The organism is Treponema saccharophilum DSM 2985 (assembly GCF_000255555.1).
GTDB classification, from domain to species: Bacteria; Spirochaetota; Spirochaetia; order Treponematales; family Treponemataceae; genus Treponema_D; species Treponema_D saccharophilum.
Window position 1 is genome coordinate 1 of record NZ_AGRW01000047.1, and the last position, 25,412, is coordinate 25,412.

Consider the following 25,412-nt stretch of genomic DNA (forward strand, 5'->3'; position numbering starts at 1 on the left):
GTTTCACCAAAAGAAACTGCCACAAGTTTTTGGATATTAGAGAAGGTTGCTTTTTGCTCTAAAGCAGAAAAGGAAAAATCATGGTGAATGAGTTTAATGAATATGTTCGCGACTGTTTTTCTGAAGCTGGCGATATTGTCATAAAATCTATGATGGGCGGATACCTTATATTTTAAAGGAAAGCTGATAGGTGACGTTTGCGGTGATGAGCTGTTTTTGAAGAGAACAACGACATCGGACAGACTGCTTGCAGATTCCGAACTGCGTTATCCGTATGAAGGCTCGAAAACTCTGATGCATGTATTTGATAGTTTTGATGATAAGGCTTTGATTCAGGAACTTCTGGAAGGTATGTATGCTGAACTGCCGGAAAAGAAAGCCAAGGAAAATAGATGAGAAAGACAAAAATCAGTTTGCAGAAAGGATAAAAATGAAAAAACTTTTTACAGTTCTTTTTGTAGTTATTATTACAGACATTATCATTTTTACGTCTTGTATTAAACAGTGTAGTTCCATAGCAAATGATACTGTAAGTATTTATAATACAGAACTTGAAAATAACTACAAAGCTTCAAAAGAGTTTAACACTATGGTTAATAATGTTCCTTGTGTTTTTAAGTATGATAACGAACTTAGAAATAGAGGAAAAGAGCTCGAAAAGCTTTTTGATAAAACCTGGTTTCCGATTACAAGAGAAATCAGATACGCAGACATCCTTAATACTAAGGAATATGATAATGTAACTGCGACTTGTTGTAAAGATAATGAATGCATCTGGATTCTTCATAATCCGAAATATGAGATACCAGATAGCTTGATTATTCACGAACTTTGCCACGCAGCTTTAAGTTGTGCAGAAATAAAATCCGCCGACCATACTGGTATAGAATGGAATTACCTTTGTGATTATTTTGAATCCATTGGCTATAATCCGCTTCGTGACGGTTATTCATACGGTATAAAGGCAGTCTATTAATATTCATATAATGCGAAGAATATGTCATGTTTGTGGAAAAGAATATGAATATCCGTCTACAGACCCAAACAATCCATGTGGATTAAGACGGTGTGCAGATTGTTTAAAAAAAAGAAAAAATCGAATGGAAATGCACTTGTGGTCAAGTATTTCCTAACCGTGAACTGGCCGACCTTCCGAAAACGGAAGGTGATACAACTTTCATTTTTGGTATAAAAATCAAAAACACCAATTTATCAAAACCTGGATTTCACAACTTGCAAAATAGAATTGAGTACGTCTCTGGAAATCTTTTCATCATCCTTTAATTCTTCAAAAGCTGTTGTGTACTTTTTAGCAAAATCATCAAATATTTTTGAAAGAACGGAATACTTAATGTTCAAAGATTCAGCCAAAAGAGAAAAATCTTCTTGGGTTACTTTCTGAATCTCGTAGTGCTTTCCAATTTTCATTGAAAGTTTTTAAGTCAGGCCTGAATAGATTATTGTCGAAACAACATCGTACAAAGGAGAAAGTTCTACGCGATTATTTTTGTAAAGCAGACCCGCAATGTTGGAAAGAGATTGCGTAAATTGAACCCGACAAACAATGAACGTATGAGAAGAGAGAAAAGTGGCTCCTGACGAATAAAAAAAACGAAGTTCTATTGACATTACAACAAGGTTTTGTTACATTATTATTGTAAGTTGAAAAGAACAACATCGACTTAACATCAAGCTGGCAATAAATATGTCACAAGGAGTAAAGCGTATGAAAATCGCAGTTATATGTTCAAACGGAAAAGTTGGAAAACTGGTTGTAGCGGAAGCACAGGTAGCGGGTCTTGAAGTGACAGGCTTTGCAAAAAGCGAAAACAAGAGCGGTACAAAGTCATTTGTGCAGAAAGATTTATTTGCCCTCATAAAGGATGACCTTGCAGGCTTCGATGTAGTGGTCGATGCGTTCGGAGCATGGGCGGAGGCGGACTTGCCAAATCATTCAAAATCTCTGAATCACTTGTGCGACCTTTTGAGCGGAAGCAAAACCCGTCTTATCATCGTTGGCGGCGCGGGAAGCCTTTATGTGGACAAGAATCACACGGCACAGGTCATGGACGGGACCGGCTTCCCCGACGCATTCAAGCCCCTTGCAAGCGCTATGGGAAAGGCCTTGACCGAGCTCCGCGCTCGCGATGATGTGCAGTGGACTTACATCAGTCCGGCCGGGGACTTCCAGGCAGACGGCGCGAAAACCGGCAAATGGCTCTGGGGCGGCGAGGAACTTACCCTCAACGCAAAAGGCGAAAGCATCATCAGCTATGCTGACTATGCTGCGGCTTTGGTGGAGGAAATCACCAGGGGAAATCACATTAAACAGCGGATTTCTCTTGTAAGGGCGTAAGGTATTCATGCGGGCGGTAAAAATCGTCCGCATTTTTGCTATTAATGAGACGGAGGTCGTTTTATGGAAAAAGAAGTTACGATAGAAGATGTGGCGGAATGCCTTGACCGCATAGGCTTGCAGTACCTTGCCACAATCGGTTTGGACGGAAAGCCTAAGGTGCGGCCTGTTCAGTACATGGTCTTGCATGAGGAAAAAATGTGGTTCTGCACCAACAGCGAAAAAGCCATGTACGCGGAGCTCCAAAAATTTCCTTTCATCGATTTGTGCGCTAGCCGCCTTGAAAAAAACGAAATAACCACTTCATGGATTAGATTCAGCGCGGAAGTCGTTTTTGAAGAAAACCAGGCGGTCAAAGAGGCTATTATGAAAAAGAGCGAAATTGTCCGTGAACTTTACAAAAACAAGGCCGGCCATCCCCTTTTTAAGGTCTTCTGTTTGAAAAACATTCACGGTAGTATGAACAATCTGGGGCATGTAAAAGGACTTGAAGAGCGGGTGGATTTTGCAAAACCCAAGGAGTTTTCATTATGCGGATAAGCGTGCGTTTTACGGCGGCAGTGCACACAATCCTCTGCATCCAGTATTTTGAAAAAAACAATCGCGTCACTTCGGACTTTATCGCGGCCAGCACCGGCGTGAATGCGGTCATCATCAGGAAGATTCTCTTGCAGCTGCAGAAGGCTGGCATTGTGGAAACTATGGCTGGCGTGGGCGGCTCTCATCTTGCGAAAAAGGCGGAGGAAATCACGCTGCTTTCCATATACAATGCCATAAACGAGGGCGAAGACGAGCGGGATGTCTTTAACTTTCACCCAAATCCCAACGAAAAATGCCCGGTGGGAAGAAATATTCACCGGACGCTGGATCCCGCGCTGGAAAGAGCGCAAAAGGCTCTTGAAGCGGAACTTTCAAAAACGACCATAGCGGATTTGCTTGCGGAAATACCTGAGTGAGCGTAGCGAACAACGAACGACCAAAAGGAGGACAACAATGCTAATGGACATAATCAAAGCAAGACACTCAATCAGGAAATACACCTCTCAGCCTGCGAGCAAACCTCGAAAGAGCAACCGTCTTGTCGTGGTAGAATAGTTTAAGAGGGCGGAGGTTAAAATGAGCGAAATCGAGAAAATCAAATCAGTTTTGGAAAATGCAGAAGCCCTTGTTGTTGGAGCCGGAGCAGGACTTTCAACTTCTGCCGGTTTTACTTATTCCGGTGAACGTTTTGAAAAGTATTTTGCAGACTTTCAGGCTCGATACGGTTTTTCAGATATGTACACCGGTGGTTTTTATCCTTACAAAACTCTTGAAGAACACTGGGCTTACTGGAGCCGCTACATAATGATTAACCGCTACATGGACGCGACCATTCCTGTCTATGAAGAACTCTTTGAACTTGTGAAGAATAAAAATTATTTTGTTCTTACGACTAATGTTGATCACTGCTTTCAGAAAGCGGGTTTTGATAAGTCACGACTCTTTTATACTCAGGGGGATTACGGACTATGGCAGTGCTCGGAGCCTTGTCACAAGAAAACTTACGATAATCAGCTTTTTGTTGAAAAAATGGTCAGGGAACAGGGCTTTGTAATTCAGGATGATGGTGGTCTGGAACTTCCGGAAAATGGTTTTGAAGGAATCAAAATGACTGTTCCGTCTGAACTGGTTCCCCGCTGTCCTGTCTGCGGAAAGCCTATGAGCATGAACCTCAGGGCGGATGATACTTTTGTGGAAGATGAAGGCTGGAATAAGGCAGCTGGCCGTTATGAAGATTTTCTGAATGAAAATAAATACGGAAAGATTGTTTATCTGGAACTTGGTGTTGGCGGTAATACACCCGGAATCATTAAGTATCCTTTCTGGAATATGACTTATTCAAACCCGAAAGCAAAATACATCTGCATTAACAAAGGAGAAGCGGTAGTTCCGAAAGAAATTGAAAATCAGAGTATTTGCGTGAATAATGATATTTATGAGGTTTTAAAAGAATTATGACACAGGCAGAACGCAGATTATATTTGATAACAGAACTCCTCAAAGAAGATAAGGGTAGTGCAGGCTTTAAGCTGGATCTTGTGCCCGGAAATGAAGGCGGCTTTGTAATTCCTGATGATGAAAAGAGCCAGCGCGATATACTCCGTTCATTGATGAATATCCGAGCTCCATATCCAATAAGTGATGAGTTTTTAAGAATACAGGATGAGTACCTGCAGCAGGTTAATAAAGAGCGGGGTATTACGGATATTGCCGACTTAAGTCCGACAGATCGGAACTCAAAACAATACCTTTGGCAGGGTGACATCACCACGCTCAAAGTTGATGCGATTGTAAATGCTGCTAATTCTCAGCTTTTGGGCTGCTTTGCTCCTCTTCATGCCTGTATTGATAACTGCATTCACACCTTTGCGGGCATTCAGCTGCGACTTGCCTGTAACGAACTGATGCAGAAGCAGGGGCATGAAGAAGGAACCGGACTTTGCAAAATCACTCCGGCCTTTAATCTTCCAAGTCGTTATGTGCTTCATACTGTTGGCCCCATTATTTACACAAGCGTAGGTAAGCGCGAAAAGCTCCTGCTTGCAAACTGCTACAAAAACTGTCTTGAAACTGCGTCTCAAAATCAGCTTGAGTCGCTTGCCTTCTGCTGCATTTCAACCGGAGTATTCAGATTTCCTGCTGACCTTGCTGCCCAGATTGCAGTGGAGACTGTAGAAAAGTGGCTGTTAGAGAATCCGGATTCCAGCGTGAAGAAAGTGATTTTCAACGTCTTTGGAAACAAGAATTTGGAAATCTATAAGAAGGTGCTTGGCCAAAAATTATAATCCAGAGTTATTTTATTATTCTCTTTTCAAATCTGAACATGCCTTCCGGGAACTGACCGTCCTGCTCGTCTAAAGTTTCGCGGCTATCTGGGTCATTCGGGTCGGGGTGATGGCTGTTATAAAATTCCACGATGTGAAATCCGCAGCGGTTTATGTAGAAGTGTATGTTTCGTTTTTCAAAATACGGCGTGACGGTTTCCCAGAGCGTTACTTCCGGATGAAGCTTTTCAACCTGGCACCAGGCCGCATAGCCAATTCCTTTGCTGTGGGCTTTTGGAGAAACAAAGAGCAGGTCTAAGTCTCCCTTTGTTCTTTCTACTCTGAACACCAGACCGCCTGCAATTTTGCCGTCAACAACTATGCGGTAAGCCTCGCCTTCTTTGATTGAGTTTTCTATTGTTTCTCTGGAGATAATCTGCTCGTCTTCTTCAAAATGATTATCGCGCATTCCAAATTCTTCCAGAGCACCGTAATTAAAGGCTTCCTGATTATCTTTTATAAACTGCTCTTTGTCAGATTCTTCCAGAGGTTTAAGTTCTACCATGCTCTAATCCTGTTCTTTGTTCAATAATCCTTTTACCGTATCTCCGTGGCGCTTTTCATCATTCTTTACGCTTTCAACTTCGGGGAACTTTTCGGCTACCGTGGCATAGGTCGTTACGGCTGCATATTCGCCCTGTGCTATTGCGGGATACAAAATCCATCTTGGGAAAATCTTATAGAGAATCGGAAGGAGAATTTCTTTTGTGTGCTTTGGTGTAAGTTCTGTTTGAGTCAGCTTATGAAAAACTGAGGCGTGGTGGCCTTCTTCCTTTGCAAGCTGACGGAAGGTGTCCTTATCTTTCTGGATTTTTGCAACTTCAGCCAGAGCATTGTACATGAGAACGGCATCCAGTTCTCCCTGCTGAGCTTTGAGCAGGATTTTCATATCTTTTTTGCTGATTTCCATAAAATTTCCTTCCGCGGGGTATTTTAGCATTAATCGGGATTTTATACAGTGCTTTGTCAGAAACAAAAAAAGGAAGTAGTGGAAAGATGTCGATGAATCTTAATTGAAAAAATGCTATTAAAAGCAGTATTATTACCACTCAGACCATCTCGGAAGCGTGAGCCTCATTTCTGATTACAAAGGAGATGTAAAAATTGAAAACCCAGAATTCTTTAAGAGATGAAAATAAAAAGATAACTTACGATGGAAATGAAATGGTTAATATTTTGAAAGAAATTGAATATATATTAATTTCATTACATCAAATGGGAAGTTATTTTTATAAAAAGAATGTTTCTCAATATGAAAAAGAAACAACTCAATTTATTGATAATTCAATAGTATGCGACAGATTGGCGGCAATTAGGTGCGCTTTAAGTGAAAAATTTGATGGAATACTAGGAGCCGATGATATGGATGATATTGAAAGAGCCTGTCAGGATATTCCGTATTGGGAAAAGCCTGGTGATTATTCGACCGTAAAGTGGGTGAAAGGTATAGACAACTGATAGAAACTAAATAGCCTGAATTTTGAGTTTAGTTGAAAATTTACAAAAAAAGCGCAAATCCTTCTGCGTAAAATATGGATGGGCCTCTACTTGAATGAACTGAGGAGCAGTTTCCCATTTTGTCTCAAGTTCTTCTATATATATACCTTCAAAATTAGAAATGCCGATTGAGCGGGCGTTGCCATCGCGGAGTGCCTTTTCAAGATGACGGTAGCCTTGAAGCCAGTTTCCGGCAGGCTGATGGATGTAGAGCAGGTCAACATAATCAACTCCAAGACGTTCAAGAGTTTCGTCAACAGCGTCCTGATTTTCGTATTCACTAGGCCAGAGCTTTGTAGAAAGAAATACTTCCTTTCGGTTGATTCCGCTTTCTTTGATTCCCCGTCCAACTGCGCGCTCATTCACATAGGCGTTTGCAGTGTCGATAAGGCGGTAGCCCATTTTAAGAGCCTCGCGGGTGCTGTTCTGGGCATCTTTCGGTGAAAGCATAAATGTTCCAAGTCCGATTACAGGACAAGTGATTTCATTGTTTAATTTGATTGTCTGCATATTGTGCCTCCTGTCATTCCGAGCCTGATTCAGAATCTCAATCTTGAGAGAAGTGTAGCACGGAAATCCTTTTTCTCAATGTGCAGATTTCAAATTTGTGTAGGAAAAGCGACAGATTTTGGAAATGTGCCTAGAAATTAATAGTCAAAATCTGCTACATTTTATCCATGCCATCAGATAAAATGATTTTCGTCGCAGATATTCCAGAGTTTCTTATTTCTTTTCTTGGACTGCAACAGAAACAAATAAAAATTTATCGTTCAAAAGGGCTTTTGGCACACATTTTAAAACGCAAGCATTACAAGGCTGCAAAATATCTGGACTTTATTCCTGAAATTATAAGTTCACCAGATTATGCAGGATTTTCTGATGAACAAATTGAACTTGTTAAAATATTTAAAGACAACATCTTTTTGAGCATTAAACTTGATGAAACAAAAGACTTGTATTATGTAGCCACGCTTTTTGATGTAAGTGAATCTAAAATAGCAGCATATTGCAAATCTGGAAGATTAAAGAAACTTGACAAGAACTCTCTTTCTTTGCAATAATATAGTGAAATTTGACGAGCAGGAAAGGCACCCTGCGCTCCCGAAAGGGAACCTGATATGATGGATACGCCGCCCATCCAAATTTTTTATAAAGCCACCTGTCTTGAGGTGGCTTTTTTTGTAGTCATTCCTACTTACCCAATTTAGCAAGCCAGTCCTGAACCGCTTTTTTCGCTGCACTTCTGTTAGTCTGTGCTACCTTTCCCTGAACGGCAAGACCTTTTTCTACGGTTGCTCCTTTGCAGGTTGAACGGATGCGGCTTTCTGTTCCGGCCAGTCCGCTTCCTTCGTGAGTACAAAACGGTATTACGGTTTTTCCCTTCCAATCGTGGGCTTCCAAGAATGTGTAAAGTGGCATTGGCATGTCTCCCCACCAGTTAGGATAGCCGAGGTAGATTGTGTCGTAAGCGGAAATATCGATATCGGCTTTGAGGGCAGGGCGGGCTTTTTTGTTCTGCTCGTCTTTTGCAATCTGTGTCAGGCGGCTGTAACTGTCAGTCGGATAAGGCTTTGCAGTTTGAAGTTCAAAGAGTTCTGAGTCTGTTTCTTCTGCAATGAACTTTGCAATGATAGAAGTGTTTCCTTCTTTGATAATTCCAACATTGTACTGATCGCCTGCGAGCGAAAAATAAACTACGAGTGATTTTCCCATTTGAGTCTCCTTTGAAGTCTTGGTTTGTGCGAATAGCGAACCTGAAAGTAAAGTCGCTGCCATTACGATTGAAAAAAGTGATTTTAGTTTCATCTGCACTCCTCCTATTCTTTTTGTTCGTCTGGATTGAGCATCTTTATGACCTTCGCGGGCACTCCGCCCACAACCGCATAATCCGGCACGTCCTTTGTAACGACCGCTCCTGCCGCAACCACTGCATATTCGCCGATTGTAACACCAGGACAGATTGTGACATTCATTCCAATCCACGCATTTTTTTTGATAACGACTTTGCCGTAAGTGTATTTTGTGTGACGTTCATTAAAGTCGTGGTTGATTGTTGCAATGCGAAGACCAGGAGCAACCATAACTCCGTCGCCGAACTCGATTCCGCCAGAAGCCGACAAAATCGCCGAATGATTGATGAAGACATTTTTCCCGAACTTCACGCGGTTTCCAAAATCGCAGGTGAAAGGAGTGAGAATGCGCACGTCATCGAGTTTTCTGCCGAAAAGCTCTTCAAGGTCAGAAACATAACTTTCGTCGTCTGGCATTTTTGCGTTCGCAACCGCGCAGAGTTTCCTGGCACGCATCATCTCACTGACTGCTTCCTTAAAATAAGGCTCGCGAACATCTGTCGGTCCGCCTTTTTCCATAAGTTCATAAACATAGCCTGGGGTGTATTCCATAGTTTCCTCCTGTGTATATCTGCATTATAAGCGACATCTGTCTATTTTCTATGGGCAAGTTGCGTTATAATGTTGTTTAAACGACAGATTTAGGAAATGTGACTATTAAAGAGTTGCATTTCTGTAAAAAACTGTCGTAGCCAATAGGAGAAATTACATGATAAAAATGAAACAAATATTATTTCTTTTTATTCTTAGCTTATTTCTTGGATGCTCAAAAAAAGAAATAAAGTCTGATTCTGTAAGTATCAAAGTAACCGATTACGCAGAAAGAGAAATATCTATAGAAAAAGCAGCTGAAAGAATAATCGTAATGGCGGATAATGCCTTTCAGATTGTAAAAGAGTTAGGCGCGGTTGATAAAGTTGTAGGACTTGACTCCAAAACAAAAGGATATTGGGATTTATATTTAATTAGCAAGACAAATCCAGAACTCAAATCATTGCCAGATTTAGGAAAAGCAAAAAATCCTAACAATGAGCAAATTCTTTCTCTTAATCCAGATTTGATTTTGTTAAAAGGAAATAAAGAGTCAGCGGATATTTTACAGTCGAAAACTGGAATTCCAGTAGTGGCAATAGTCTCTAAGAGCGGATATGATTTTGAAATCTACAATTTAATTGGAAAACTGCTTGGAAAAGAAAAAAATGCAAAGATTGTAATCGATGAATTGCAATCGCAGAAAGGAAAACTTGAAAAACTTTTGAACGAGATTCCTGAAAACGAAAGAAAGTCAGCGTATATCGTCGTGCAAAATTCAAAAGGAAATCTATTTAGAACATTAAAAAAAGCAGATTCGCTTGCACTGGCCAATATCGAAAATGTTGCATCTGCTGCAAGTAAAGTTGACGAATGGGGATTTGCAGAAGTGTCCAAAGAAGAATTTCTTAACTGGAAGCCAGACTTTATTTTTCTTGATGAACCACTTTCTGAAAAATCAATTTCAAAACAAAATCTTTTAGATGATAGCACTTATAAATTCTCAATGGCTGTCAGAGATAATAAGATATTCGTTACACATTCTTTTTCCTGTCCCAAGGACTATGTTTTTGTAGTTGCTGAAGCATATTACTATGCAAGAATTGCATATCCGCAAATTCTGTCTGAAGAAGAATATAAATCAACTATTAATAGTATTTTTGATAAGGCATATGGTTTGAAGAATTACTATGAAGAATGGGAAAAATCACACAATTAAAATTGCTCTGATATTTTTAATTGTGATTACGTCCTCTTTTGTTTCTCTTTTTCTGTTTCCAACAAGAATTGATTTTGCAATGGAAAGGGGCAGATTGACTCATGTTCTGATGAACATCCGTCTGCCAGAAATCTTGATTGCAATAACAGCTGGAGCATGTCTTGGTTTGGCAGGAGCAATTATGCAAGTAATACTTGATAATTCGCTTGCATCGCCGTTTACTCTTGGAATATCAGCAGCGTCAGCCTTCGGTGCGGCTGTATCTATATGTTTAGAGTTGAATATTGGAATTTTGTGGTTAAGTCCTGGAATAACGGCTTTTGTCTGTTCGTTGATTTCCATGTTTCTTCTTATTTTTCTTTCCTCTCTATCAGGAATTAATAAAAAGAATATAATTCTCATAGGTCTCGCGCTGAACTTCTTCTTTAATGCTGCAAATACATTTTTACAATACTTTTCGACACCTGATGCAGTTTACCAAATTACATTTTGGACCACAGGCTCTTTAACAACTGCGACTTTAAAAGATTCTCTAGTTCTTGCCGGCATATTAGTTTGTTCAATTGTTGTTTCGATTCTATTCTCAAAAGATTTGGGATTAATTCAACAGGGAGAAAGAACTGCGGTAATGTATGGTGTAAATGTAAACTTTGAGAGAATCTTGTTTCTTTTGATTTGTTCACTACTTGCATCTAGTACTGTTTCTGTTGTCGGGATTATTGGTTTTATAGGCCTTGTAGCTCCTCACATCTCAAGACTTTTGAAATTGGAATCTCCAAAACTTTTACTGTTATCCTCAATGCTCATAGGCTCTGCTTTATTAGTAATTGCAGATATTTTTTCTAAAACAATATTGCATCCTACAATTCTTCCTATAAGTGCCATTACTTCTTTATTTGGAATTCCATTGCTTATCTTTTTATTGTTTTTTAGGAGGAATAGATAATCTATGAATGATGTTTGCATTGTCGAAAATCTTTCATTCTCTTATAGCCCCTCTAAAAGAATAATTGATAGACTTTCGTTTAAAATTTCGAATGGCGAAATAGTTGGAATTCTTGGAAAGAATGGCTCTGGAAAAACTACTCTTATAAATCTCATGACAGGCTTTCTTAAAAATTATTCTGGCTCTATTACAATTAAAGGAAAAGATATTGAAGATTATTCTTTAAAAGAGCGTGCGAGGGTTGTTTCCTATATTCAGCAATCCCGCCTTTCAATTCCTGATTATTACAGTGTCGAGGATTTTGTTTTAGAGGGAAGACGACCTTTCAGAAAGTTTGGATTCTACACAGAAAAAGACTATGAGTTGCTTGAAAAGGTTCTTGAACAATGCAGTCTGGGAAGTTATAAAACGCAACATATTAATGAAATATCTGGAGGAGAATTACAGCGTTGTGTATTTGCAAAGGCATTGATGAAACAGTGTGACTTGTTCATATTTGATGAACCGACATCGGCAATGGATATAAAATATCAAAAAGAATTTTTTGAGTTGTTATCCATTGCGAAACAAGAATTAAATGCCGCTATCGTACTTTCAATACATGATATAAATCTTTCCATTAAATATTGTGATAGGCTGATTGTCTTAAATTCAGGAAAAATCCTGTATGACGGGAAATCAAAGTTCGTTACAAAAGAAATTCTTTCAGCAGCATTTGACACTCTGGTATCGGAAGAATGTACTGCCCCATTACATTTTTACTATTGATGGAGGAAAAATGACCGAAGCAAAACTCGACCCCCGCGTCATCCGCACAAAGGAAGCTATTCAGAGCGTTTTCAAAAAAATGGTCTGCGAACTTCCTTATGAGAAAATCACCGTAAAGGCGATTACAGATAAAGCCAAAATCAACCGCAACACTTTTTATCTTCATTACACTTGCGTGGACGATGTGCTTGCTGAGATTCAGGCGAAGCATTCAAGCGAATACAGCGCGATTGTCTCGGACTATGACCAGCTTAAGGATACGGACAAACTTGTGCGCTCATTTTTTGAATACATGGAAGCTCAGGATGATTTTTTTAAGCGTGTTACCTGCGACAGCCGTTTTGACTATATCCGCGAAAGAATGCAGAACCGTGTTACAAAACAGGCGGCGGAGTCCCATCCTATGAAAGGTCTGGACCAGAGCGTTCGCAACATCCTTTTGACTTTTAATAACTGCATTGTTCTGCTTTACCGCCAGTGGGTTGCCGACGGGCGAAAGATTCCCATGGAAGAAATGATTGAGCTTGCGACGACCTTGCTAGAAAAGGGGATGAAAGGATTTACGAACAATTAAAACTGCCTCCATTTGTAAAAGACTCAAATTAAAAACATACTCATATTGACAATCATCTATGTATTGACTATAGTACCTCACATAGATATTTATCAATATGAGGTGACCTATGAATGAATCAGAAATGGCTCTTATCTGCAAGGCTTTGGGAGATGAAAACCGTCTCCAGATTATAAAAATGCTCTCAGGCGGGGAATTGTGTGCCTGTAAAATTCTTGATGCTTTTAATATCACTCAGCCGACACTTTCTCATCACATGAAGATTCTTACTGAATGCAATCTTGTTGTTTCACGAAAAGAAGGCAAGTGGACTTATTATTCAATAAACAACGAAAAGTTCTTGGAGTTTAAGAGTGCTGTATCTGAGTTCACTTGTAAAACTTCAACTGCGAAAAAATCAAATGGAAAATGTTGCTGTTAAATATAAAGGGGCTATTGATGAATCACAAAGAAAAAGCGGTGAATTTTTTTTCGCAAAAGTTACATTGTTCTCAGTCGGTTCTGGCGGCTTTTGCAGAAGAATGCGGAATTACAGAAGAAGAGGCTCTAAAACTTGGTAGCTGTTTTGGTGGCGGTATGCGAAAAGGGCATGTATGCGGAGCTGTGAGCGGAGCTTTGATGGTGCTCGGATTATTGTATGGTCAGAAAAGCGTTGGCGACACAGAAGGTTTGCAGTTATCAAATAAAGTGAATGATTTAATGATGACCCGCTTCAAAGAAAAATGCGGCTCTTACATCTGCAATGATTTGTTGGGCTACGATATTACGACAGAAAAAGGTCATCAATTTTGTGTGGATAATAAACTATTCACTAACTTTTGTCCAAAGATGGTCGCCACCGCTGTTGATGTTGTTGAAGAAATAATTCAGAAACAAAAGAGAGCTTAAGTATTGTACAGTTTTACAAAACAAGGAATAGAATATGCAGTTTGGAATGCCAACTCTAATTGAAAATAAAACTTTGGAAGAAAACATCTCTTTGTGCAAAAGGCTGGGGCTAAAGTTTATTGAGCTGAATATGAACTTTCCTGAGTATCAGATTGAAAAACTGGAACAGACAAATCTTCTGATTAAGGCGGCAAACGAGGCTCAGATTTATTATACAATTCATCTGGATGAAAACCTGAACATTGCAGATTTTAATTCACTGGTAAGAGGAGCATATCTTGAAACGGTTCGTCGAACAATCAAAGTTGCAAAAAAACTTCTTCCTTTACGCAATAAATTTGGAGATACAACTCAACCGCTCACTATAAATATGCATATGCATCACGGAATTTATATCACTTTGCCAGATAGAAAAGTGCAGATGTATGAACGAGATTTTAAGACTTATATGAAGTCATTTGCTGATTTCAGAAAAAAATGTGAACGATGGATTGGTAATTCTGATATCAAAATTGTAATTGAAAATACAGACGGCTTTAGAGAGTACGAAAAGGAAGCTATAGAATTCCTACTAGAAAGTCACTGCTTTGCACTAACTTGGGATATTGGTCATTCCAAAGCAATCGGAGAAACAGATGTTCCTTTTATAAAATCTCATGAATATCGTCTTATTCATTTTCATATTCACGATGGTTCAGAAACTCCTCAAAAAAATCACTTGGCTTTAGGCGATGGTGAAATCAATCTTGATGAACGTCTTCAGCTAGCCGAAGAGCGTAATGCAAGATGTGTTCTCGAAACTAAAACAATTGCTGCTCTTGAAAAATCTGTGGAGTATTTGGAAAAGAGAAAATAAAGGATTACCTTTTCTACAGCTAACTTTTCAGCTTTTCGGTCTTGTGAGCGATTTAAAGCTCAAGACAAGGAGCTAAAGAAAATGGGTAGCGGTAGAAGTGGAATTTACTACACGACTCACGGTAGTAGGATGATTCACCATAAAGCGCTTATACACAGCCTTGAAGGAGATTATACCACTCCATCTAAGGAAGGCGTGCCTATAAGATTGAAAAGCGGCGGTCATGGACAGGCTGCCATATCAAATAGCAAAGGAAGTAAAAAAAAGATTTACTTACCAGATTCGACCATACAAAATACTACAGATTTTACAGAGAAGAAGTAGCTGTAATGCCAAAAGAGCAGAAAATTTTTCAAAATATTTTTGAGAAACACGGAATTGCAGAAAAGCCAGCATACACCCGCTTTACAGAAGAATATAACTGGGAGTCAACAGTTTCAAAGTAATAAACAGACTGTTTCATAGTACAAAACACTTTGTTTCACAGTATTAAAAATACTGTTTCACCAAAAGAAACTGCCACAAGTTTTGGGATATTAGCGAAGGCTGCTTTTTGCCATTTCGCTATTGCTTCACCCGCTTCCTTCGTCCGTTTGCTCTGCAAATTACCGAAATCCAGTGGCCGCCTCCGGTGTGGCTACAATCCCTAACGCGGCAGTGAAAAAAACTACTCCTTGTCCCAGTCAACTTCTGGCAGACTGTTTACAATGTCCACCGTCTGAACGCTAATATTAATCACTGACAGAAGCAAATCCAGAATATAGCGTGGCTTTTGGTGCTCCCGGCTCCAGTCGTTTGGGTTATTGGTGATTCCGCTCTTTTTGTCGGTGGTGACGGCATAACGCTCCATAATCCACTCGATTGCGGACTTTCCGTTCACAACATACTCGTAGGCTTTTTCCGGAATATTCTTTATCGTGTGATAGTGGTTGTAGATGATTGTGTCTTTCTGTCCTTTTTTCGGAAACTTCATCTGCTCAACCGCATAATAGGCATATTCGTCGGCTTTTGCTCTTTCATTGTCTCCTGCGACCATAAGGGCATCGTCTGGAACATTGCGTGACTTAGGGATTTTTAAGACAGCATTTTTAAGTGAGTCAACAGTTACGTCTGGAGACGGTGCGACCTTCTCGTAATTCAAATGAAGATTTGCCAGTTCTCGTCCTGCTTTGCTGAAAGCCCAGAATTTTTCGTAGTCGGATACAAGTGGAATACGAGCCATCATTTTTTTTAAGTCAGCAGAATACGTTTCTTTATAGCTTTTTGAGTGTAGAAGTCCGTAAACATAATAGAAGATGTCTTCTCTCTGAACTTTGTTTCCATACTTAGTCTGTGCTCGTTCTAGAATAAAATCTGTAACACCTTCATGTTTTATAATTTGTGCATCGTCGTCTCCAAAGAGAGAATTTTGGTCTGGTTTTATGATTTCATACCAATAAAGAGGGAAACACTGACTAGACGCTAACATTCCCAAATCAGGGATTGTATTTGTTATTAATGTTGAGAAGTCTTTTTTATCACCAAGTCCTGGTATACAAATCAACAAATTTTTATGAGATGTTGTTGGGAAAATTTGAGGTAATTTGCCCATCCTATCAACGAGAGGTGAATACCACAAAATTTTCTGCATAAAGAAAGGTCTGTACATTGCTTCTCGAATTTCAGCATCATCATAATTATAAAGACGCTCTTTTTTTAAGTCATCAAGAACTCCGTCAGACCAAGAAATCTTTGTTGTATTAAATTCTGGTGATGTGCGTTTTCCTTCTTTTATTTCTTGTATTGTATTGTTATAAAAATCTATACTTTCTTTAGCGACAGACTCAATTTTATCGTATGAAGAATTATACGACCATGCGTCTCTCTGTGTTTTTGCACCATTTGAGTAAAGAGGAACAAAGAATGTATTATTATTTGAAGTTTTTTTATCTCCTAATGGTATCCACGTTGAGAATTTTTCATTTCTTACACTAATCCAGTCTCCATGTTCATTTGGGGTTATCTGGTCAAGTTTCATTTGAGCAATGTCATGGAAGTCTGAAATAATTTTCAATTTATCTTCACGACTCAAGTAATCACCAATGTCATGATACATAATCTTAGCTTTTCCAGAATGACCCGACTTTTTTACAAGGAGTGTAATAGCAATAGGGGTTCGACTTCCTGAACCAAAAATCTTACCACCTTCTTTTCTAGAAAGTTCTCCACTCGTACGCTGATTACCTCTTAAATTGAAAACATATATTGAGCTAAATTCTTGTTCAATGGTTTTTCTAAATCCGTCCTGTGCATTACCATCAAGCCATGCTCCATTTGAGACGAAGGCAATAACGCCTCCGTCTGTTTTATCAAGACGGTCGCTTGCCCAACGGAAGGCTTTAATGTATGAATCATAAGTTGAGTTTTTCAGTGTTGCTTCTGATTTTGCAACGTAAGTACTTGAAATTCTTCCTTCTAGTTTTGGATACGACTGATTCTGTGCGTTATCATTAGCAGATTTTTGACCTACCGAATACGGTGGATTTCCAACGATGACGGTAATAGGTTGTTTCTTCTGCTCATTTACACGGTCACTGTTTTCGCTGAAAATCTCGTCGTTCAATGTCGGGTCGCCATTTTCGTACAACTGAAATGTATCGGTCAAACAGATACCACCGAACGGCTCGTATGTTTCTTTACCGCTCAAATCGTGGTAGGCGTTTTCAATGTTTACGCTGGCAATGTAGTAAGCCAGAAGCACGATTTCGTTAGCAAAAATCTCGTGCTTGTATTTTCGCTCCAAATCCTCTGGTTTTATAATTCCAGACTGCAAGAGTCGTGTGATAAATGTACCAGTTCCAGTGAATGGGTCGATGACGTTAACTTTCTCATCACTGATTGAACGTCCGAATTCTTTATTCAGGACATACTCGGTACTGTGCAAAATGAAATCAACGACTGGAACTGGAGTATAAACAATCCCCAGCTTCTCAACTGTCATCGGGAAAGCGTTCTTGAAGAATGAGTCGTAAAGTTCAACAACGACTTTCTGTTTTGCCTCTGCATTGTCGATTCCATCTGCCCGCTTACGAACGTCATCATAGAACCTTTCCAGTTTTTCCAAGTCTTCAGGGTCACTCTTTTCGTCAAGCAGAGCAACGATGTCTTCCAGTGATTTTGAAACAGGGTTCTCTTTTGTGAAGTGGTCGTTTCCGAACAGAGCCTCAAAGACTGGTTTTGTAATCATGTGCTGAGCCAGCATTTCTACGGCTTCGCCCTGGCTTACGCTGGGATTGAGGTTCTTTTTTAAGCCCTCCCAGTAAGCATTGAATTTTTCTTTATGGTCGCCGTCAACCGCAATCAGCTTGTTTATACGCTCGATATTTCGCTTTGCGATTTCGCCTACATCTTTTCCCCAGTCAGCCCAATAGCGTCGTGAGCCGACTTTGCTTACCATTTTTGCAAATACCTGTGACTGCAAGTCCTGGAATTTATCGTAGAGTTCCTGTTGAAGCTCGTCAAAATCAAATTCCTGAAGCACCCAGTTTTCTTCGCTTCCGTCCTTAAAAACGGCTTCACCGTACCCGAAGTTTCCGCCACCTGTAACACGTATGCTCTTGGGCTTCTTTTTATTCAGCTCCAGTTTGTTTACAGTAGCATTAAAACGGTCATCGTGAGCGCGAAGGGCTTTTAGTACTGTCCATACGATTTTAAAATCATCGCTCTTATCAAGGATTTCGCTTGCGTCACTGTTTGAAGGAACGATAACGGGAATGATAATGTAGCCGTACTTTTTCCCTTCGGCACGACGCATTACACGGCCAACAGACTGAACTACATCGACTTCACTGTTCCGGCTTGAAAGAAAGAGAATCGCATCCAAGCTGGGAACATCAACACCTTCACTTAAACAGCGTACATTGTTCAGAATTCGGCACTCTTTTTTGCCTGAATCTGCCTTTTTAAGCCAGTCAAGTTTTTCTTCTCGGACTGAGCTTCCCATAGAACCGTCAACATGGTCTGCTTCAACGACAACTAAATCAGCCCTGTCATCTTCGCTCATGTTTTCATAATATGCTTTCTGGCATACATTGAAACTGTCTCTCAGATATTTTGAATTCTCAATGTTTGAGCAGAATGCAACCGCGGACTTCATCGGCTCCGGGTCTTCGTCCGTAAAAAGTTCTTTATCCGTAAGATAATTCGTGCGTTTTGAAAGAACATTTATGCAACCGATAAGTTTTATTGCGTCAACCGCTTTTATTTCCTTGTTATCTTCTGTTTTTTGGTCAAGGATGATTTTCTGAATCTTCGGGTCAACAGAATTCTCGTCCAGAGTAAGAACTACGACCTTGTAGTCAGAAAGAAGCTTTTTCTCAACAGCTTCGCCAAAGCCTATTCGGTAAATTTCCTCGCCGTAAATTTCAGCATCGTCCATGCTCCAGAGCGTTGTCTCAGTTTCTTTTGCTTTTGTCTGGGTGTTCGTATCATAAAGTTTTGGTGTTGCCGTCATATAAAGACGTTTTTTTGCCTTTACATTGCTGTCCGAATGAACTTTTACGAATGCAGAATCCTCTCTTCCGTTGGGAGTGTAGCCGGTTGTTCGGTGGGCTTCATCACAGACAATCAAATCGAAGATGAAAGAATCATTCTCAGACAGGTTAATTGCTTTCTGAACTTTACTGATAACATCAATCGACTGGTAGGTGCTGAACACGACAATCATTCCGCCTTCTTTTGCCTGCCGCCTCTTGAAATTCAAAAACTGCCAGCGAACTTTATTTGTATCGGTAGTTGCAGGAAGCACAAGATTTGAAATTGTATCATCGTTTGCCTTTGAAGCCTTTGCATCAGAACAAATACAGATTGGATAAATATTCTGTTTGCATTGTGCAGACCATTCTTTTAATGTCTGGCTTAAAAGCGCAATTGACGGAACGAGGAATAAAACAAGATGACTGTCTCTTGCAAGTCCTTCTGAAATACGGAGAGAAGTGAAGGTCTTGCCGGTTCCGCAAGCCATAATAAGCTTTCCACGATTGTGATTCTCAAAATATTTGATAGTAGAGTCGTAGGCTTTTTGCTGATGTTCCCGCAAATCGTATTTTACAGAAGCAGCCTTATCTCCATAAAGCCCCGCGTCAAGTTTTTCCCAGTCAACGCTGTCGTTCTTTAAGTCAATCAAACCTAGCCTAGCAACATGCAGCTTGTCTATTGCATTCTGGGCTTCTGAATTAAAGCCGTTAATGGTCGTGTCAATCCAGATTCGGTGCGAGAAATTTTTGTTTTCACCGCCAACGCTAAAAGGGAACTGAGAAGTCGTGATGAATGTGCTTACTGTAGCAAGGTCAATTTTTTTGTTTTTCTGGTAGCATTTGCACTGAACTGCCCAATATTCGCCGTCAAGAGTTCTGCAAACAAGGTCTATTCCTGTGTCCTTTCCGCCAGTTCCGAACTGAGACTTTTCTGGAAACTCAGACCAAAGCCAGACATCAGAAAGCTGACTTTTATATTCCGGTTTGGTTAAAAGATAGGCTTTTATGAGTTTTTCAAAGCGGTCTCCTTTGTCTCGCTCCGAAAATGATTCTATGCGGTATTTGTCTATGATTTGGTCAAATTTTGTAGAGGATAAGTTTTGCATGAACGGCTCCAAGAGTAAAGACAGGTCTAAAATTTCGTCTTTTTGATACAGTAAGTCTAAATGATAAACTTTTATTAAGAAACGGTCTATATTATAGGAATTAATAAATAAAAAGTTTGTTAATTTGGACTGGTGAACAATGCAAAATCTGAATTTGTTGAAAACTTAATTTTTTATAGGAATCAAAAAGAATTATCTCAATTAGAATTGTCTGGAATATGTGATTGTGGGAAAAGTACGATAAGCGGGATTGAGGCGGGAAAAACTTTTCCTTCATTCGACTTGATTTATAGACTTGCTGATGCCCTTGAAATCCACCCCGCCGACCTCTTCTTACGCAACTCCAGCCAGAGCCGTGAAGATGTGCGCAAGTTTTTTGACGAGGAACTGACTGTAAAAATGAAGGAAATGGTAGAAAAGAAATTTCCTGAAGCAGAAAAATTCGAGGATTAGCCAATGCTTAGGGGAGATTGCGTTAGCAATCTCGAATCCGTGTGGCAATTTTTGCAAACAGCGACATTGACTGGAGCAAGTCGATTCCGGAAATTGACAAGCAGCTTTACAGGAAGTACGGTTTATCCGAGGAAGAAATCGCATTCATCGAAAAGATGATAAAGCCAATGGAATAGAACTATAGTTTTTCTTCATAACAAACTGTCGTTTTCCATATAATAAAACCTCTGGTCTGCATCAGGCAAAGCAGAGGTTTTCTGTATGCTTAGCTTCAGTTTTTCTTTGTTGCAAGCGAGCGTCCATAAAGGCCATTTTCACCAGAACCTATTTCTAATACCTGCAATCTATCTCTAATCAAATATTGCAAAAGATATAACAGCTCGCATAGAATTGATTTGCTGGCACTATAATGAAAAACGATATTTTTATCATTTAATTGACGAAAATGGTAAAAAATTGAGCAAGCGTTATTATGCAGATGAATTGCAAAAGGTGGATTAACTTGGATTACATCAAGCTTAGTAAAGAAATTTCCTATGCTCTGCGACATGCACCATGGGAGTATGAACTGGAAATGGATGAGAATGGTTTTGTCGATATCCAACAGCTTCTATCATCTATAAACGAAGAGAATAACTATCCAAAACTCATTGATAAAATGGATATTCTTCACGTAATTGAAATATCTGATAAGAAAAGGCTTGAAATTTCCGGTGAAAAAATCCGAGCAATGTACGGTCATTCTTTTTCAATGCTGATAAAATATAATGAAGAGACTCCGCCAGCCATCTTGTATCATGGAACTGCAAAACGTTTTTTAAGTTCAATTATGACAGAAGGCTTAAAGCCAATGAGCCGACAGTATGTTCATTTAAGTGCAGATATAGAAACTGCAATGCGGGTTGGAAAAAGAAGAGATTCCGAACCAGTGATATTGCAAATTGATACAGTTTCTGCATTAAAATTTGGCATAAAATTTTATCATGCGAATGAAAAAGTATGGTTGTGCAAGGAACTACCTTTTCAGTTTTTAAGCAACTTGCAAGTATAAAGGTGTTTGGGTTGTTGTCATAAAAACACATGGAACTGTCGGTTCTGTATTCCAAGTTCTATTTATCCTGATGCAAGTAGTTAGCCTAGTAGACGGAGTAAAAATGATAAAAGAGGAATTTGCAAAATTGGAAGGTTAGACAAAATGAGTTTTGTAGCAAAACCTCTCTAATTTGACGAGTAGAAACGCCATTTTATCGTGAGGTGGCTTTTTTCTTGAGTTTACATAATTTTCTGAAATTAGACACCCTGTCGAAGTTTGATTACGCGAATGTCATCTCGATTTACGATTGTTTCTGTATCGGCATTCAACTTGTCCGTTTCATCAATGGAAAGGAAAATCTGTTTTTGAGTTTCACTTGCATAGGCTTTATAAGATTTTCAAGCCTGTTTCCGCGAATGTTTGATATCAAATAGGAGTCGTGAATAATTGCAGAAAGTTTTGTTAGATTCAACACGGCCAAATCAAACAAAATCAAGCTTGTGTAGTCTGTACCTGTTCCGTCATCCAAAGGTGAGCCAAGCTCATAACCCGCGTTTGTAGGAAAATGAAACTGAATGCTTTCTATATCTTTTCCTAGGATTGATTCGCTGTAAAGTGAAAGCTTTTCGTTAATGGATTTTTCAATATCATCCAAAATAGTTTTTTCATTGGTTTTGAGATTTTTTTTGTCAGCAGAAACTTTTGCTGCGGCAGCTTTCCTGTTTGTATCTTCATTTAACAATGCATTCAATCTGTCGATTTCTCCCTGAATTCTGGAAAACTCAAGCAAAAATGCAGTTGTAAAATCTTCCTCATTTCCGCAATCAGCTATTTGCTTTTCAATATTCTCAATGTCTGCCTGAACAGTTTCCAATTCAGAATTGTATTCTTGCAAAGCTTCTTCATGCTCTTCTGCAAGGATATTGTTCAGCTTTTCGTGGAAAGAATCTATTTCTTCAATTTTTTTTATGTCAGCATTTGGGGACGGAATGGGAGCGCGCGGGAAGCTTTCCGGATATTCGACATGTCAGCGTGTTGTGGTATGATTGTCCGCGCCGGAGGGTTTTATGGGAATCGAATCATTTTTGAGAAGCGGGAACGCGCGCCTCGACAGCCAGCTGCTTTTTTCCGCGGAAATAGACAGGATGGCTGGAATTGTGAGGCGGACGATGCACGTTGACGGCTCGCGGCGCGAGAACGATGCCGAGCATTCGTGGCACATCGCGCTCATGGCGACGCTTTTTGCCGAATACGCGGTCGAGAAAGTGGATGTCAGCCGGGCGGTGGAGATGTGTCTCGTACACGACCTCGTGGAGATTTATGCTGGCGACACGTTCGCGTATGACGAGAAGGGCAACGAGACGAAGGCCGAGCGCGAGCGCCTTGCCGCCGACAAGATTTTCTCGATGGTTCCCCCCGAGCAGGGAGCGCGGATGCGCGCGCTTTGGGAGGAGTTCGACGCGAGGAAAAGCGCGGACGCAAAATATGCCGCCTGCATGGACAGCCTGCAGCCGCTCCTCCACAACACGCTGACGTTCGGCTTCACGTGGAAGGAAAGCGGGACGAAGCGGGCTGCCGTCGAGAAGCGGATGGCTGTCATCCGCGACTTCCTTCCTGAAGTGTATTCGTGGGTAGAGGCGAACCTTGACCGCGCCGTTCGCGAAGGCTGGCTCTCTGCCTGATTCCGCAAAAAGCTGTTTTCGATATGCGTTTCTTTTTTCGGATTTTCCTTTTCATTTCGCTGGTATGCCTTCCTGCGTTCCCCGGGGAACCTGGCCTTCCTCCGGCGGAGGGCGGCGGCAGGAAGGATGAAAGCACCGCCAAGAATTTCGCCATCGCGGTGGGGGATGTCATTGCCGTCGACCTCGTTTTCAACAGCATCGCGCGCATTTTCCTTCAGGAGGATTACGCCTACACCGACAAGTCGACCATGATGGCGAACCTGAAAAGCCGCTGGGTCTGGGACGAGGACGGCTATTTCATGAACCAGTTCGGCCATCCGTATCAGGGCTCGCTGTATTTCAAGTCGGGAAGGGCGAACGGCCTTGATTTCTGGCAGTCGCTTGCCGTTGCCGCCGCCGGCTCGTTCCTTTGGGAGGAATTCGGCGAGACGACGACGCCGTCCGTGAACGACATCATCACGACGCCCGTCTGCGGTATGCTCGTCGGAGAATCCCTGCACAGGCTTTACGTCGACGCGTCCGAGATTTGCCCCGCCCTCGCGTGGATTTTAAGCCCCGTCGACGCGATGAACGAGGCGCTCGGTCGAAAAAAGGCCTCCGTTTCCGGGCGCACCGAGGAAATAGACGTGATGTTCCACGGCGGCGGGAATTTCTCGCGGACGAAGTTTTTCGCCTGGGGGGAGGGAAATCCCGTCAGGAAGGCGACGCTCGGCGGCGCGCTCCGCATATTGTACGGCGAGCGGTGCGCGCATTCCACCGTCGAGCCGTTCGACTGGTTCGAGGCGGAGCTTGATTCGGCGTTCTCGTCCCATTTCTACCGCGTCGATTTCGCTATCGACGGCTTCCTTTATTCGCGCGCCATTTACCTTGGCGGCGGCGAGGCGACGCTCGGGCTCAACCTGCTTTATTCCGGGCGGAAATCGAGCGATGCGGCTTATTCCGATGCGGCGACGGGCGTGAAATTCATCTTTTTCCGTCCGGAAGAATCGTCATCCCTTCGCTTCGGCGCGCAGCTCGACGGCATTTTCATGGGAACGAGAAGCCTCGCCTACCTTTACGAGGATGTCGATATCGGAAGCTACCGCAAGAATCCCGTCCGCTCCTACGATTTCGGGTACGGGATGCTTCTCGCGCTCGACTCGTCCGCAGAAATCGGGAACTGGCTGCTGTATTCGGAGGCGGAGGCGAGCATTCTCTTTCCCTATCCGTCTTCGGAGCTGAAAGGTTCGGAATGCTCGTCGCATTTCCTCGCGAAAGGGCGTCTGGGGATCGAGCGCGCACTCGCGCGGAATTTCTCGCTGGGGCTTTCCGTTTCCTCCGTCGCGAAATCCGACTCGTACACGGCGGTGCCAGACACGTTCCAGTTCCTGAACTGCGCCCGCCTCTACGGAAAATTCGCCTTCCGCCGCCGTTAGGAAGCGGAATCACTTTCGAAATTGCGTTCCGGCTTCTCTTGCATCATAGCTGTACCACGAAAACCGCGATGCCTGAGAGAATCAGGACCATCGCGGCAACCTTCCGCCGCGAGAATTTTTCGCCGAAGAAAATCTTCCCGAAGACAAGGACGAAGACATAGCTCGACGCTTCCGCGACGGGGACGAACGATACGGGAACTTTCCTGAGCGCGAGCAAATCGAGGAACACCGCGAGAAAATAAATCGCGTATGCCGGAATCACGTACCTGTTCAGGTATTCCCCCGCGAATGAATCGGCTTTTGTGAGCGCTGATTTTTTCAGGAGCACCTGCGAGAACGCAGAAATCAGCACGGAAAACAGAAGTATCAATATGTACGGCGCCATTATTCCTCCGCCATTTCCGTTCCGAGAAGGAAAATGCCCGAGAGGATGAGCGCCGAGCCCGCGACCATCTTCGGCGATATTCCCTCTCCGAAAAAGAGAAGCCCGAAAACCATCCCCCATATAATCGTCACGGATTTGTTCGCTATTGCCGTTGTCAGCGGAATCCGCTTGAGAACCTGCTGCCAGAGAATCGCGTAGATGAAAAGAACCGCGAAGACGACGCAGTAGAGCGCGACGAATCTAACGGAGAGAAGCTCGTAGCGGGTGGCGAATTTCCCGAGGAGGGGATAGATGCAGTAGACAAGGAATGCGAGGTGCATCAGAAGGAACGAAGGGAGGAAGCCCTGTTTTTTTTGCCGCATATTTTCTCCGAAAATCCACCCGCTCGGGTGGACTTAATTTTGGTTCTGCCCGGATTTTTCACGCCAGGAAAAACGGCTCACAGTATATATTTTCGACTTTTTTTCCTCAATTG

At 41.5% G+C, this 25,412-nt stretch carries 32 protein-coding genes and 1 pseudogene; 23 read left to right on the top strand and 10 right to left on the bottom strand.

The features are described from left to right. Positions 1-216: 216 nt before the first annotated feature. On the top strand, positions 217-396 hold the full coding sequence (locus TRESADRAFT_RS16610) for a hypothetical protein (protein ID WP_245534336.1): 180 nt from the start codon (positions 217-219) through the stop codon (positions 394-396). After that, complete coding sequence (locus TRESADRAFT_RS07350; RefSeq protein WP_040842109.1) at positions 356-976, top strand: hypothetical protein; 621 nt, start codon at positions 356-358, stop codon at positions 974-976. Before TRESADRAFT_RS16610 ends, TRESADRAFT_RS07350 begins: the two co-directional genes overlap by 41 nt. A gap of 236 nt (positions 977-1,212) precedes the next feature. Here TRESADRAFT_RS07350 and TRESADRAFT_RS07355 read toward each other — a convergent pair whose 3' ends face one another. Beyond that, the gene (locus TRESADRAFT_RS07355) at positions 1,213-1,428 is read right to left on the bottom strand and encodes a hypothetical protein (RefSeq protein WP_040842569.1); all 216 of its coding nucleotides are present in this window, start codon (positions 1,426-1,428) and stop codon (positions 1,213-1,215) included. Positions 1,429-1,726: 298 nt separating this feature from the next. Between TRESADRAFT_RS07355 and TRESADRAFT_RS07360 the strand changes: the two genes are divergently transcribed. From TRESADRAFT_RS07360 to TRESADRAFT_RS07380, 5 genes are all read left to right on the top strand, one after another. Beyond that, entirely contained in the window at positions 1,727-2,356 is a 630-nt protein-coding gene (locus TRESADRAFT_RS07360) for an NAD(P)-dependent oxidoreductase (RefSeq protein WP_002704357.1), read from the top strand. 63 nt (positions 2,357-2,419) lie between these two features. After that, on the top strand, positions 2,420-2,896 hold the full coding sequence (locus tag TRESADRAFT_RS07365) for a pyridoxamine 5'-phosphate oxidase family protein (RefSeq protein WP_002704359.1): 477 nt from the start codon (positions 2,420-2,422) through the stop codon (positions 2,894-2,896). Beyond that, a complete protein-coding gene (locus tag TRESADRAFT_RS07370) occupies positions 2,887-3,312 on the top strand; it encodes an Rrf2 family transcriptional regulator (protein WP_002704361.1) in 426 nt (141 codons plus the stop codon). The genes TRESADRAFT_RS07365 and TRESADRAFT_RS07370 overlap by 10 nt, the downstream gene beginning before the upstream one ends. A gap of 160 nt (positions 3,313-3,472) precedes the next feature. After that, the gene (locus TRESADRAFT_RS07375; protein WP_002704364.1) at positions 3,473-4,354 is read left to right on the top strand and encodes an SIR2 family NAD-dependent protein deacylase; all 882 of its coding nucleotides are present in this window, start codon (positions 3,473-3,475) and stop codon (positions 4,352-4,354) included. Continuing rightward, positions 4,351-5,181, top strand: a complete 831-nt coding sequence (locus TRESADRAFT_RS07380) for a protein-ADP-ribose hydrolase (RefSeq protein WP_002704366.1) — start codon at positions 4,351-4,353, stop codon at positions 5,179-5,181. The genes TRESADRAFT_RS07375 and TRESADRAFT_RS07380 overlap by 4 nt, the downstream gene beginning before the upstream one ends. Positions 5,182-5,188: 7 nt before the next feature. Here the strand turns inward: TRESADRAFT_RS07380 and TRESADRAFT_RS07385 are convergent, their stop codons facing one another. After that, positions 5,189-5,725, bottom strand: a complete 537-nt coding sequence (locus TRESADRAFT_RS07385) for a GNAT family N-acetyltransferase (protein ID WP_002704368.1) — start codon at positions 5,723-5,725, stop codon at positions 5,189-5,191. 3 nt (positions 5,726-5,728) lie between these two features. Continuing rightward, on the bottom strand, positions 5,729-6,130 hold the full coding sequence (locus tag TRESADRAFT_RS07390) for a ferritin family protein (RefSeq protein WP_002704370.1): 402 nt from the start codon (positions 6,128-6,130) through the stop codon (positions 5,729-5,731). 194 nt (positions 6,131-6,324) lie between these two features. On the opposite strand from TRESADRAFT_RS07390, the gene TRESADRAFT_RS07395 reads away from it, so the two are divergent. Continuing rightward, complete coding sequence (locus TRESADRAFT_RS07395; protein WP_040842571.1) at positions 6,325-6,678, top strand: hypothetical protein; 354 nt, start codon at positions 6,325-6,327, stop codon at positions 6,676-6,678. Positions 6,679-6,684: 6 nt separating this feature from the next. On the opposite strand, the gene TRESADRAFT_RS07400 is transcribed toward TRESADRAFT_RS07395, so the two are convergent. Beyond that, positions 6,685-7,227 (bottom strand): aldo/keto reductase, encoded by a 543-nt coding sequence (locus tag TRESADRAFT_RS07400; RefSeq protein WP_002704374.1) that lies wholly within the window; start codon positions 7,225-7,227, stop codon positions 6,685-6,687. Between the two features lie 167 nt (positions 7,228-7,394). Between TRESADRAFT_RS07400 and TRESADRAFT_RS07405 the strand changes: the two genes are divergently transcribed. Then, a complete protein-coding gene (locus TRESADRAFT_RS07405) occupies positions 7,395-7,778 on the top strand; it encodes a PBECR3 domain-containing polyvalent protein (RefSeq protein WP_040842572.1) in 384 nt (127 codons plus the stop codon). 130 nt (positions 7,779-7,908) lie between these two features. Here TRESADRAFT_RS07405 and TRESADRAFT_RS07410 read toward each other — a convergent pair whose 3' ends face one another. Further along, complete coding sequence (locus tag TRESADRAFT_RS07410) at positions 7,909-8,523, bottom strand: flavodoxin (protein WP_002704376.1); 615 nt, start codon at positions 8,521-8,523, stop codon at positions 7,909-7,911. A gap of 11 nt (positions 8,524-8,534) precedes the next feature. Next, on the bottom strand, positions 8,535-9,119 hold the full coding sequence (locus TRESADRAFT_RS16695; protein WP_002704378.1) for a DapH/DapD/GlmU-related protein: 585 nt from the start codon (positions 9,117-9,119) through the stop codon (positions 8,535-8,537). A 157-nt stretch (positions 9,120-9,276) separates the two neighbouring features. Between TRESADRAFT_RS16695 and TRESADRAFT_RS07420 the strand changes: the two genes are divergently transcribed. From TRESADRAFT_RS07420 to TRESADRAFT_RS16820, 9 genes and pseudogenes are all read left to right on the top strand, one after another. Beyond that, positions 9,277-10,317 carry an ABC transporter substrate-binding protein gene (locus TRESADRAFT_RS07420; protein ID WP_002704384.1) on the top strand — a complete coding sequence of 347 codons (1,041 nt, stop codon included), beginning with the start codon at positions 9,277-9,279 and terminating at the stop codon, positions 10,315-10,317. Then, positions 10,289-11,263, top strand: coding sequence for a FecCD family ABC transporter permease (locus TRESADRAFT_RS07425; RefSeq protein ID WP_050985061.1), 975 nt, complete (start codon positions 10,289-10,291; stop codon positions 11,261-11,263). The genes TRESADRAFT_RS07420 and TRESADRAFT_RS07425 overlap by 29 nt, the downstream gene beginning before the upstream one ends. A gap of 3 nt (positions 11,264-11,266) precedes the next feature. Beyond that, positions 11,267-12,031 (top strand): ABC transporter ATP-binding protein, encoded by a 765-nt coding sequence (locus tag TRESADRAFT_RS07430; RefSeq protein WP_002704388.1) that lies wholly within the window; start codon positions 11,267-11,269, stop codon positions 12,029-12,031. A 10-nt stretch (positions 12,032-12,041) separates the two neighbouring features. After that, a complete protein-coding gene (locus TRESADRAFT_RS07435; protein WP_002704390.1) occupies positions 12,042-12,605 on the top strand; it encodes a TetR/AcrR family transcriptional regulator in 564 nt (187 codons plus the stop codon). A 109-nt stretch (positions 12,606-12,714) separates the two neighbouring features. Then, positions 12,715-13,026 (top strand): ArsR/SmtB family transcription factor, encoded by a 312-nt coding sequence (locus tag TRESADRAFT_RS15660; RefSeq protein ID WP_002704392.1) that lies wholly within the window; start codon positions 12,715-12,717, stop codon positions 13,024-13,026. A 17-nt stretch (positions 13,027-13,043) separates the two neighbouring features. Further along, positions 13,044-13,493, top strand: coding sequence for a C-GCAxxG-C-C family protein (locus TRESADRAFT_RS07440; RefSeq protein ID WP_002704394.1), 450 nt, complete (start codon positions 13,044-13,046; stop codon positions 13,491-13,493). Between the two features lie 34 nt (positions 13,494-13,527). Further along, entirely contained in the window at positions 13,528-14,349 is an 822-nt protein-coding gene (locus TRESADRAFT_RS07445) for a sugar phosphate isomerase/epimerase family protein (RefSeq protein WP_002704395.1), read from the top strand. A gap of 81 nt (positions 14,350-14,430) precedes the next feature. After that, positions 14,431-14,673 carry a hypothetical protein gene (locus tag TRESADRAFT_RS16000; RefSeq protein WP_002704397.1) on the top strand — a complete coding sequence of 81 codons (243 nt, stop codon included), beginning with the start codon at positions 14,431-14,433 and terminating at the stop codon, positions 14,671-14,673. Beyond that, positions 14,670-14,795 (top strand): annotated as a pseudogene (locus TRESADRAFT_RS16820) (DUF6078 family protein); the annotation flags it as partial. The gene TRESADRAFT_RS16000 and the pseudogene TRESADRAFT_RS16820, both read left to right, overlap by 4 nt. Positions 14,796-15,016: 221 nt before the next feature. On the opposite strand, the gene TRESADRAFT_RS07450 reads toward TRESADRAFT_RS16820, so the two are convergent. After that, positions 15,017-19,969: a DEAD/DEAH box helicase gene (locus TRESADRAFT_RS07450; protein ID WP_002704400.1), complete on the bottom strand. Its 4,953-nt coding sequence runs from the start codon at positions 19,967-19,969 to the stop codon at positions 15,017-15,019. A 132-nt stretch (positions 19,970-20,101) separates the two neighbouring features. Between TRESADRAFT_RS07450 and TRESADRAFT_RS15665 the strand changes: the two genes are divergently transcribed. From TRESADRAFT_RS15665 to TRESADRAFT_RS07460, 3 genes are all read left to right on the top strand, one after another. Further along, complete coding sequence (locus TRESADRAFT_RS15665) at positions 20,102-20,422, top strand: helix-turn-helix domain-containing protein (RefSeq protein ID WP_159100043.1); 321 nt, start codon at positions 20,102-20,104, stop codon at positions 20,420-20,422. A gap of 41 nt (positions 20,423-20,463) precedes the next feature. Next, positions 20,464-20,598: a hypothetical protein gene (locus TRESADRAFT_RS16700; RefSeq protein WP_281054622.1), complete on the top strand. Its 135-nt coding sequence runs from the start codon at positions 20,464-20,466 to the stop codon at positions 20,596-20,598. Between the two features lie 326 nt (positions 20,599-20,924). Then, on the top strand, positions 20,925-21,473 hold the full coding sequence (locus TRESADRAFT_RS07460; protein ID WP_040842613.1) for an RNA 2'-phosphotransferase: 549 nt from the start codon (positions 20,925-20,927) through the stop codon (positions 21,471-21,473). Between the two features lie 307 nt (positions 21,474-21,780). On the opposite strand, the gene TRESADRAFT_RS07465 is transcribed toward TRESADRAFT_RS07460, so the two are convergent. Continuing rightward, positions 21,781-22,329 carry a DUF2326 domain-containing protein gene (locus TRESADRAFT_RS07465; RefSeq protein ID WP_159100044.1) on the bottom strand — a complete coding sequence of 183 codons (549 nt, stop codon included), beginning with the start codon at positions 22,327-22,329 and terminating at the stop codon, positions 21,781-21,783. Positions 22,330-22,522: 193 nt separating this feature from the next. Here TRESADRAFT_RS07465 and TRESADRAFT_RS07470 point away from each other — a divergent pair, with 193 nt between their 5' ends. Together TRESADRAFT_RS07470 and TRESADRAFT_RS15125 are read left to right on the top strand one after the other, a co-directional pair. Further along, positions 22,523-23,137 (top strand): HD domain-containing protein, encoded by a 615-nt coding sequence (locus tag TRESADRAFT_RS07470; protein WP_002704403.1) that lies wholly within the window; start codon positions 22,523-22,525, stop codon positions 23,135-23,137. 23 nt (positions 23,138-23,160) lie between these two features. Further along, on the top strand, positions 23,161-24,552 hold the full coding sequence (locus tag TRESADRAFT_RS15125) for a DUF3943 domain-containing protein (protein WP_002704405.1): 1,392 nt from the start codon (positions 23,161-23,163) through the stop codon (positions 24,550-24,552). A gap of 43 nt (positions 24,553-24,595) precedes the next feature. Here TRESADRAFT_RS15125 and TRESADRAFT_RS07480 read toward each other — a convergent pair whose 3' ends face one another. Together TRESADRAFT_RS07480 and TRESADRAFT_RS07485 are read right to left on the bottom strand one after the other, a co-directional pair. Beyond that, the gene (locus TRESADRAFT_RS07480; RefSeq protein WP_002704406.1) at positions 24,596-24,937 is read right to left on the bottom strand and encodes an EamA family transporter; all 342 of its coding nucleotides are present in this window, start codon (positions 24,935-24,937) and stop codon (positions 24,596-24,598) included. Continuing rightward, positions 24,937-25,299, bottom strand: coding sequence for an EamA family transporter (locus tag TRESADRAFT_RS07485; protein WP_002704408.1), 363 nt, complete (start codon positions 25,297-25,299; stop codon positions 24,937-24,939). Before TRESADRAFT_RS07485 ends, TRESADRAFT_RS07480 begins: the two co-directional genes overlap by 1 nt. Between the last annotated feature and the right edge of the window lie 113 nt (positions 25,300-25,412).

Excerpts from the sequence above, each read along its gene's own strand:
- TRESADRAFT_RS07405 (WP_040842572.1), top strand. The coding sequence starts at position 7,395 with ATGCCATCAGATAAAATGATTTTCGTCGCAGATATTCCAGAGTTTCTT.
- TRESADRAFT_RS07485 (WP_002704408.1), bottom strand. The coding sequence starts at position 25,299 with ATGCGGCAAAAAAAACAGGGCTTCCTCCCTTCGTTCCTTCTGATGCAC.
- TRESADRAFT_RS07420 (WP_002704384.1), top strand. The coding sequence starts at position 9,277 with ATGATAAAAATGAAACAAATATTATTTCTTTTTATTCTTAGCTTATTT.
- TRESADRAFT_RS07365 (WP_002704359.1), top strand. The coding sequence starts at position 2,420 with ATGGAAAAAGAAGTTACGATAGAAGATGTGGCGGAATGCCTTGACCGC.
- TRESADRAFT_RS07470 (WP_002704403.1), top strand. The coding sequence starts at position 22,523 with ATGGGAATCGAATCATTTTTGAGAAGCGGGAACGCGCGCCTCGACAGC.
- TRESADRAFT_RS07445 (WP_002704395.1), top strand. The coding sequence starts at position 13,528 with ATGCAGTTTGGAATGCCAACTCTAATTGAAAATAAAACTTTGGAAGAA.
- TRESADRAFT_RS07450 (WP_002704400.1), bottom strand. The coding sequence starts at position 19,969 with ATGCAAAACTTATCCTCTACAAAATTTGACCAAATCATAGACAAATAC.
- TRESADRAFT_RS07480 (WP_002704406.1), bottom strand. The coding sequence starts at position 24,937 with ATGGCGCCGTACATATTGATACTTCTGTTTTCCGTGCTGATTTCTGCG.
- TRESADRAFT_RS07370 (WP_002704361.1), top strand. The coding sequence starts at position 2,887 with ATGCGGATAAGCGTGCGTTTTACGGCGGCAGTGCACACAATCCTCTGC.
- TRESADRAFT_RS07385 (WP_002704368.1), bottom strand. The coding sequence starts at position 5,725 with ATGGTAGAACTTAAACCTCTGGAAGAATCTGACAAAGAGCAGTTTATA.
- TRESADRAFT_RS07435 (WP_002704390.1), top strand. The coding sequence starts at position 12,042 with ATGACCGAAGCAAAACTCGACCCCCGCGTCATCCGCACAAAGGAAGCT.
- TRESADRAFT_RS07375 (WP_002704364.1), top strand. The coding sequence starts at position 3,473 with ATGAGCGAAATCGAGAAAATCAAATCAGTTTTGGAAAATGCAGAAGCC.
- TRESADRAFT_RS15660 (WP_002704392.1), top strand. The coding sequence starts at position 12,715 with ATGAATGAATCAGAAATGGCTCTTATCTGCAAGGCTTTGGGAGATGAA.
- TRESADRAFT_RS07355 (WP_040842569.1), bottom strand. The coding sequence starts at position 1,428 with ATGAAAATTGGAAAGCACTACGAGATTCAGAAAGTAACCCAAGAAGAT.
- TRESADRAFT_RS07390 (WP_002704370.1), bottom strand. The coding sequence starts at position 6,130 with ATGGAAATCAGCAAAAAAGATATGAAAATCCTGCTCAAAGCTCAGCAG.
- TRESADRAFT_RS07350 (WP_040842109.1), top strand. The coding sequence starts at position 356 with ATGCTGAACTGCCGGAAAAGAAAGCCAAGGAAAATAGATGAGAAAGAC.
- TRESADRAFT_RS07380 (WP_002704366.1), top strand. The coding sequence starts at position 4,351 with ATGACACAGGCAGAACGCAGATTATATTTGATAACAGAACTCCTCAAA.
- TRESADRAFT_RS07410 (WP_002704376.1), bottom strand. The coding sequence starts at position 8,523 with ATGAAACTAAAATCACTTTTTTCAATCGTAATGGCAGCGACTTTACTT.
- TRESADRAFT_RS15125 (WP_002704405.1), top strand. The coding sequence starts at position 23,161 with ATGCGTTTCTTTTTTCGGATTTTCCTTTTCATTTCGCTGGTATGCCTT.
- TRESADRAFT_RS07400 (WP_002704374.1), bottom strand. The coding sequence starts at position 7,227 with ATGCAGACAATCAAATTAAACAATGAAATCACTTGTCCTGTAATCGGA.
- TRESADRAFT_RS16695 (WP_002704378.1), bottom strand. The coding sequence starts at position 9,119 with ATGGAATACACCCCAGGCTATGTTTATGAACTTATGGAAAAAGGCGGA.
- TRESADRAFT_RS16000 (WP_002704397.1), top strand. The coding sequence starts at position 14,431 with ATGGGTAGCGGTAGAAGTGGAATTTACTACACGACTCACGGTAGTAGG.
- TRESADRAFT_RS07360 (WP_002704357.1), top strand. The coding sequence starts at position 1,727 with ATGAAAATCGCAGTTATATGTTCAAACGGAAAAGTTGGAAAACTGGTT.
- TRESADRAFT_RS07425 (WP_050985061.1), top strand. The coding sequence starts at position 10,289 with ATGAAGAATGGGAAAAATCACACAATTAAAATTGCTCTGATATTTTTA.
- TRESADRAFT_RS07440 (WP_002704394.1), top strand. The coding sequence starts at position 13,044 with ATGAATCACAAAGAAAAAGCGGTGAATTTTTTTTCGCAAAAGTTACAT.
- TRESADRAFT_RS07430 (WP_002704388.1), top strand. The coding sequence starts at position 11,267 with ATGAATGATGTTTGCATTGTCGAAAATCTTTCATTCTCTTATAGCCCC.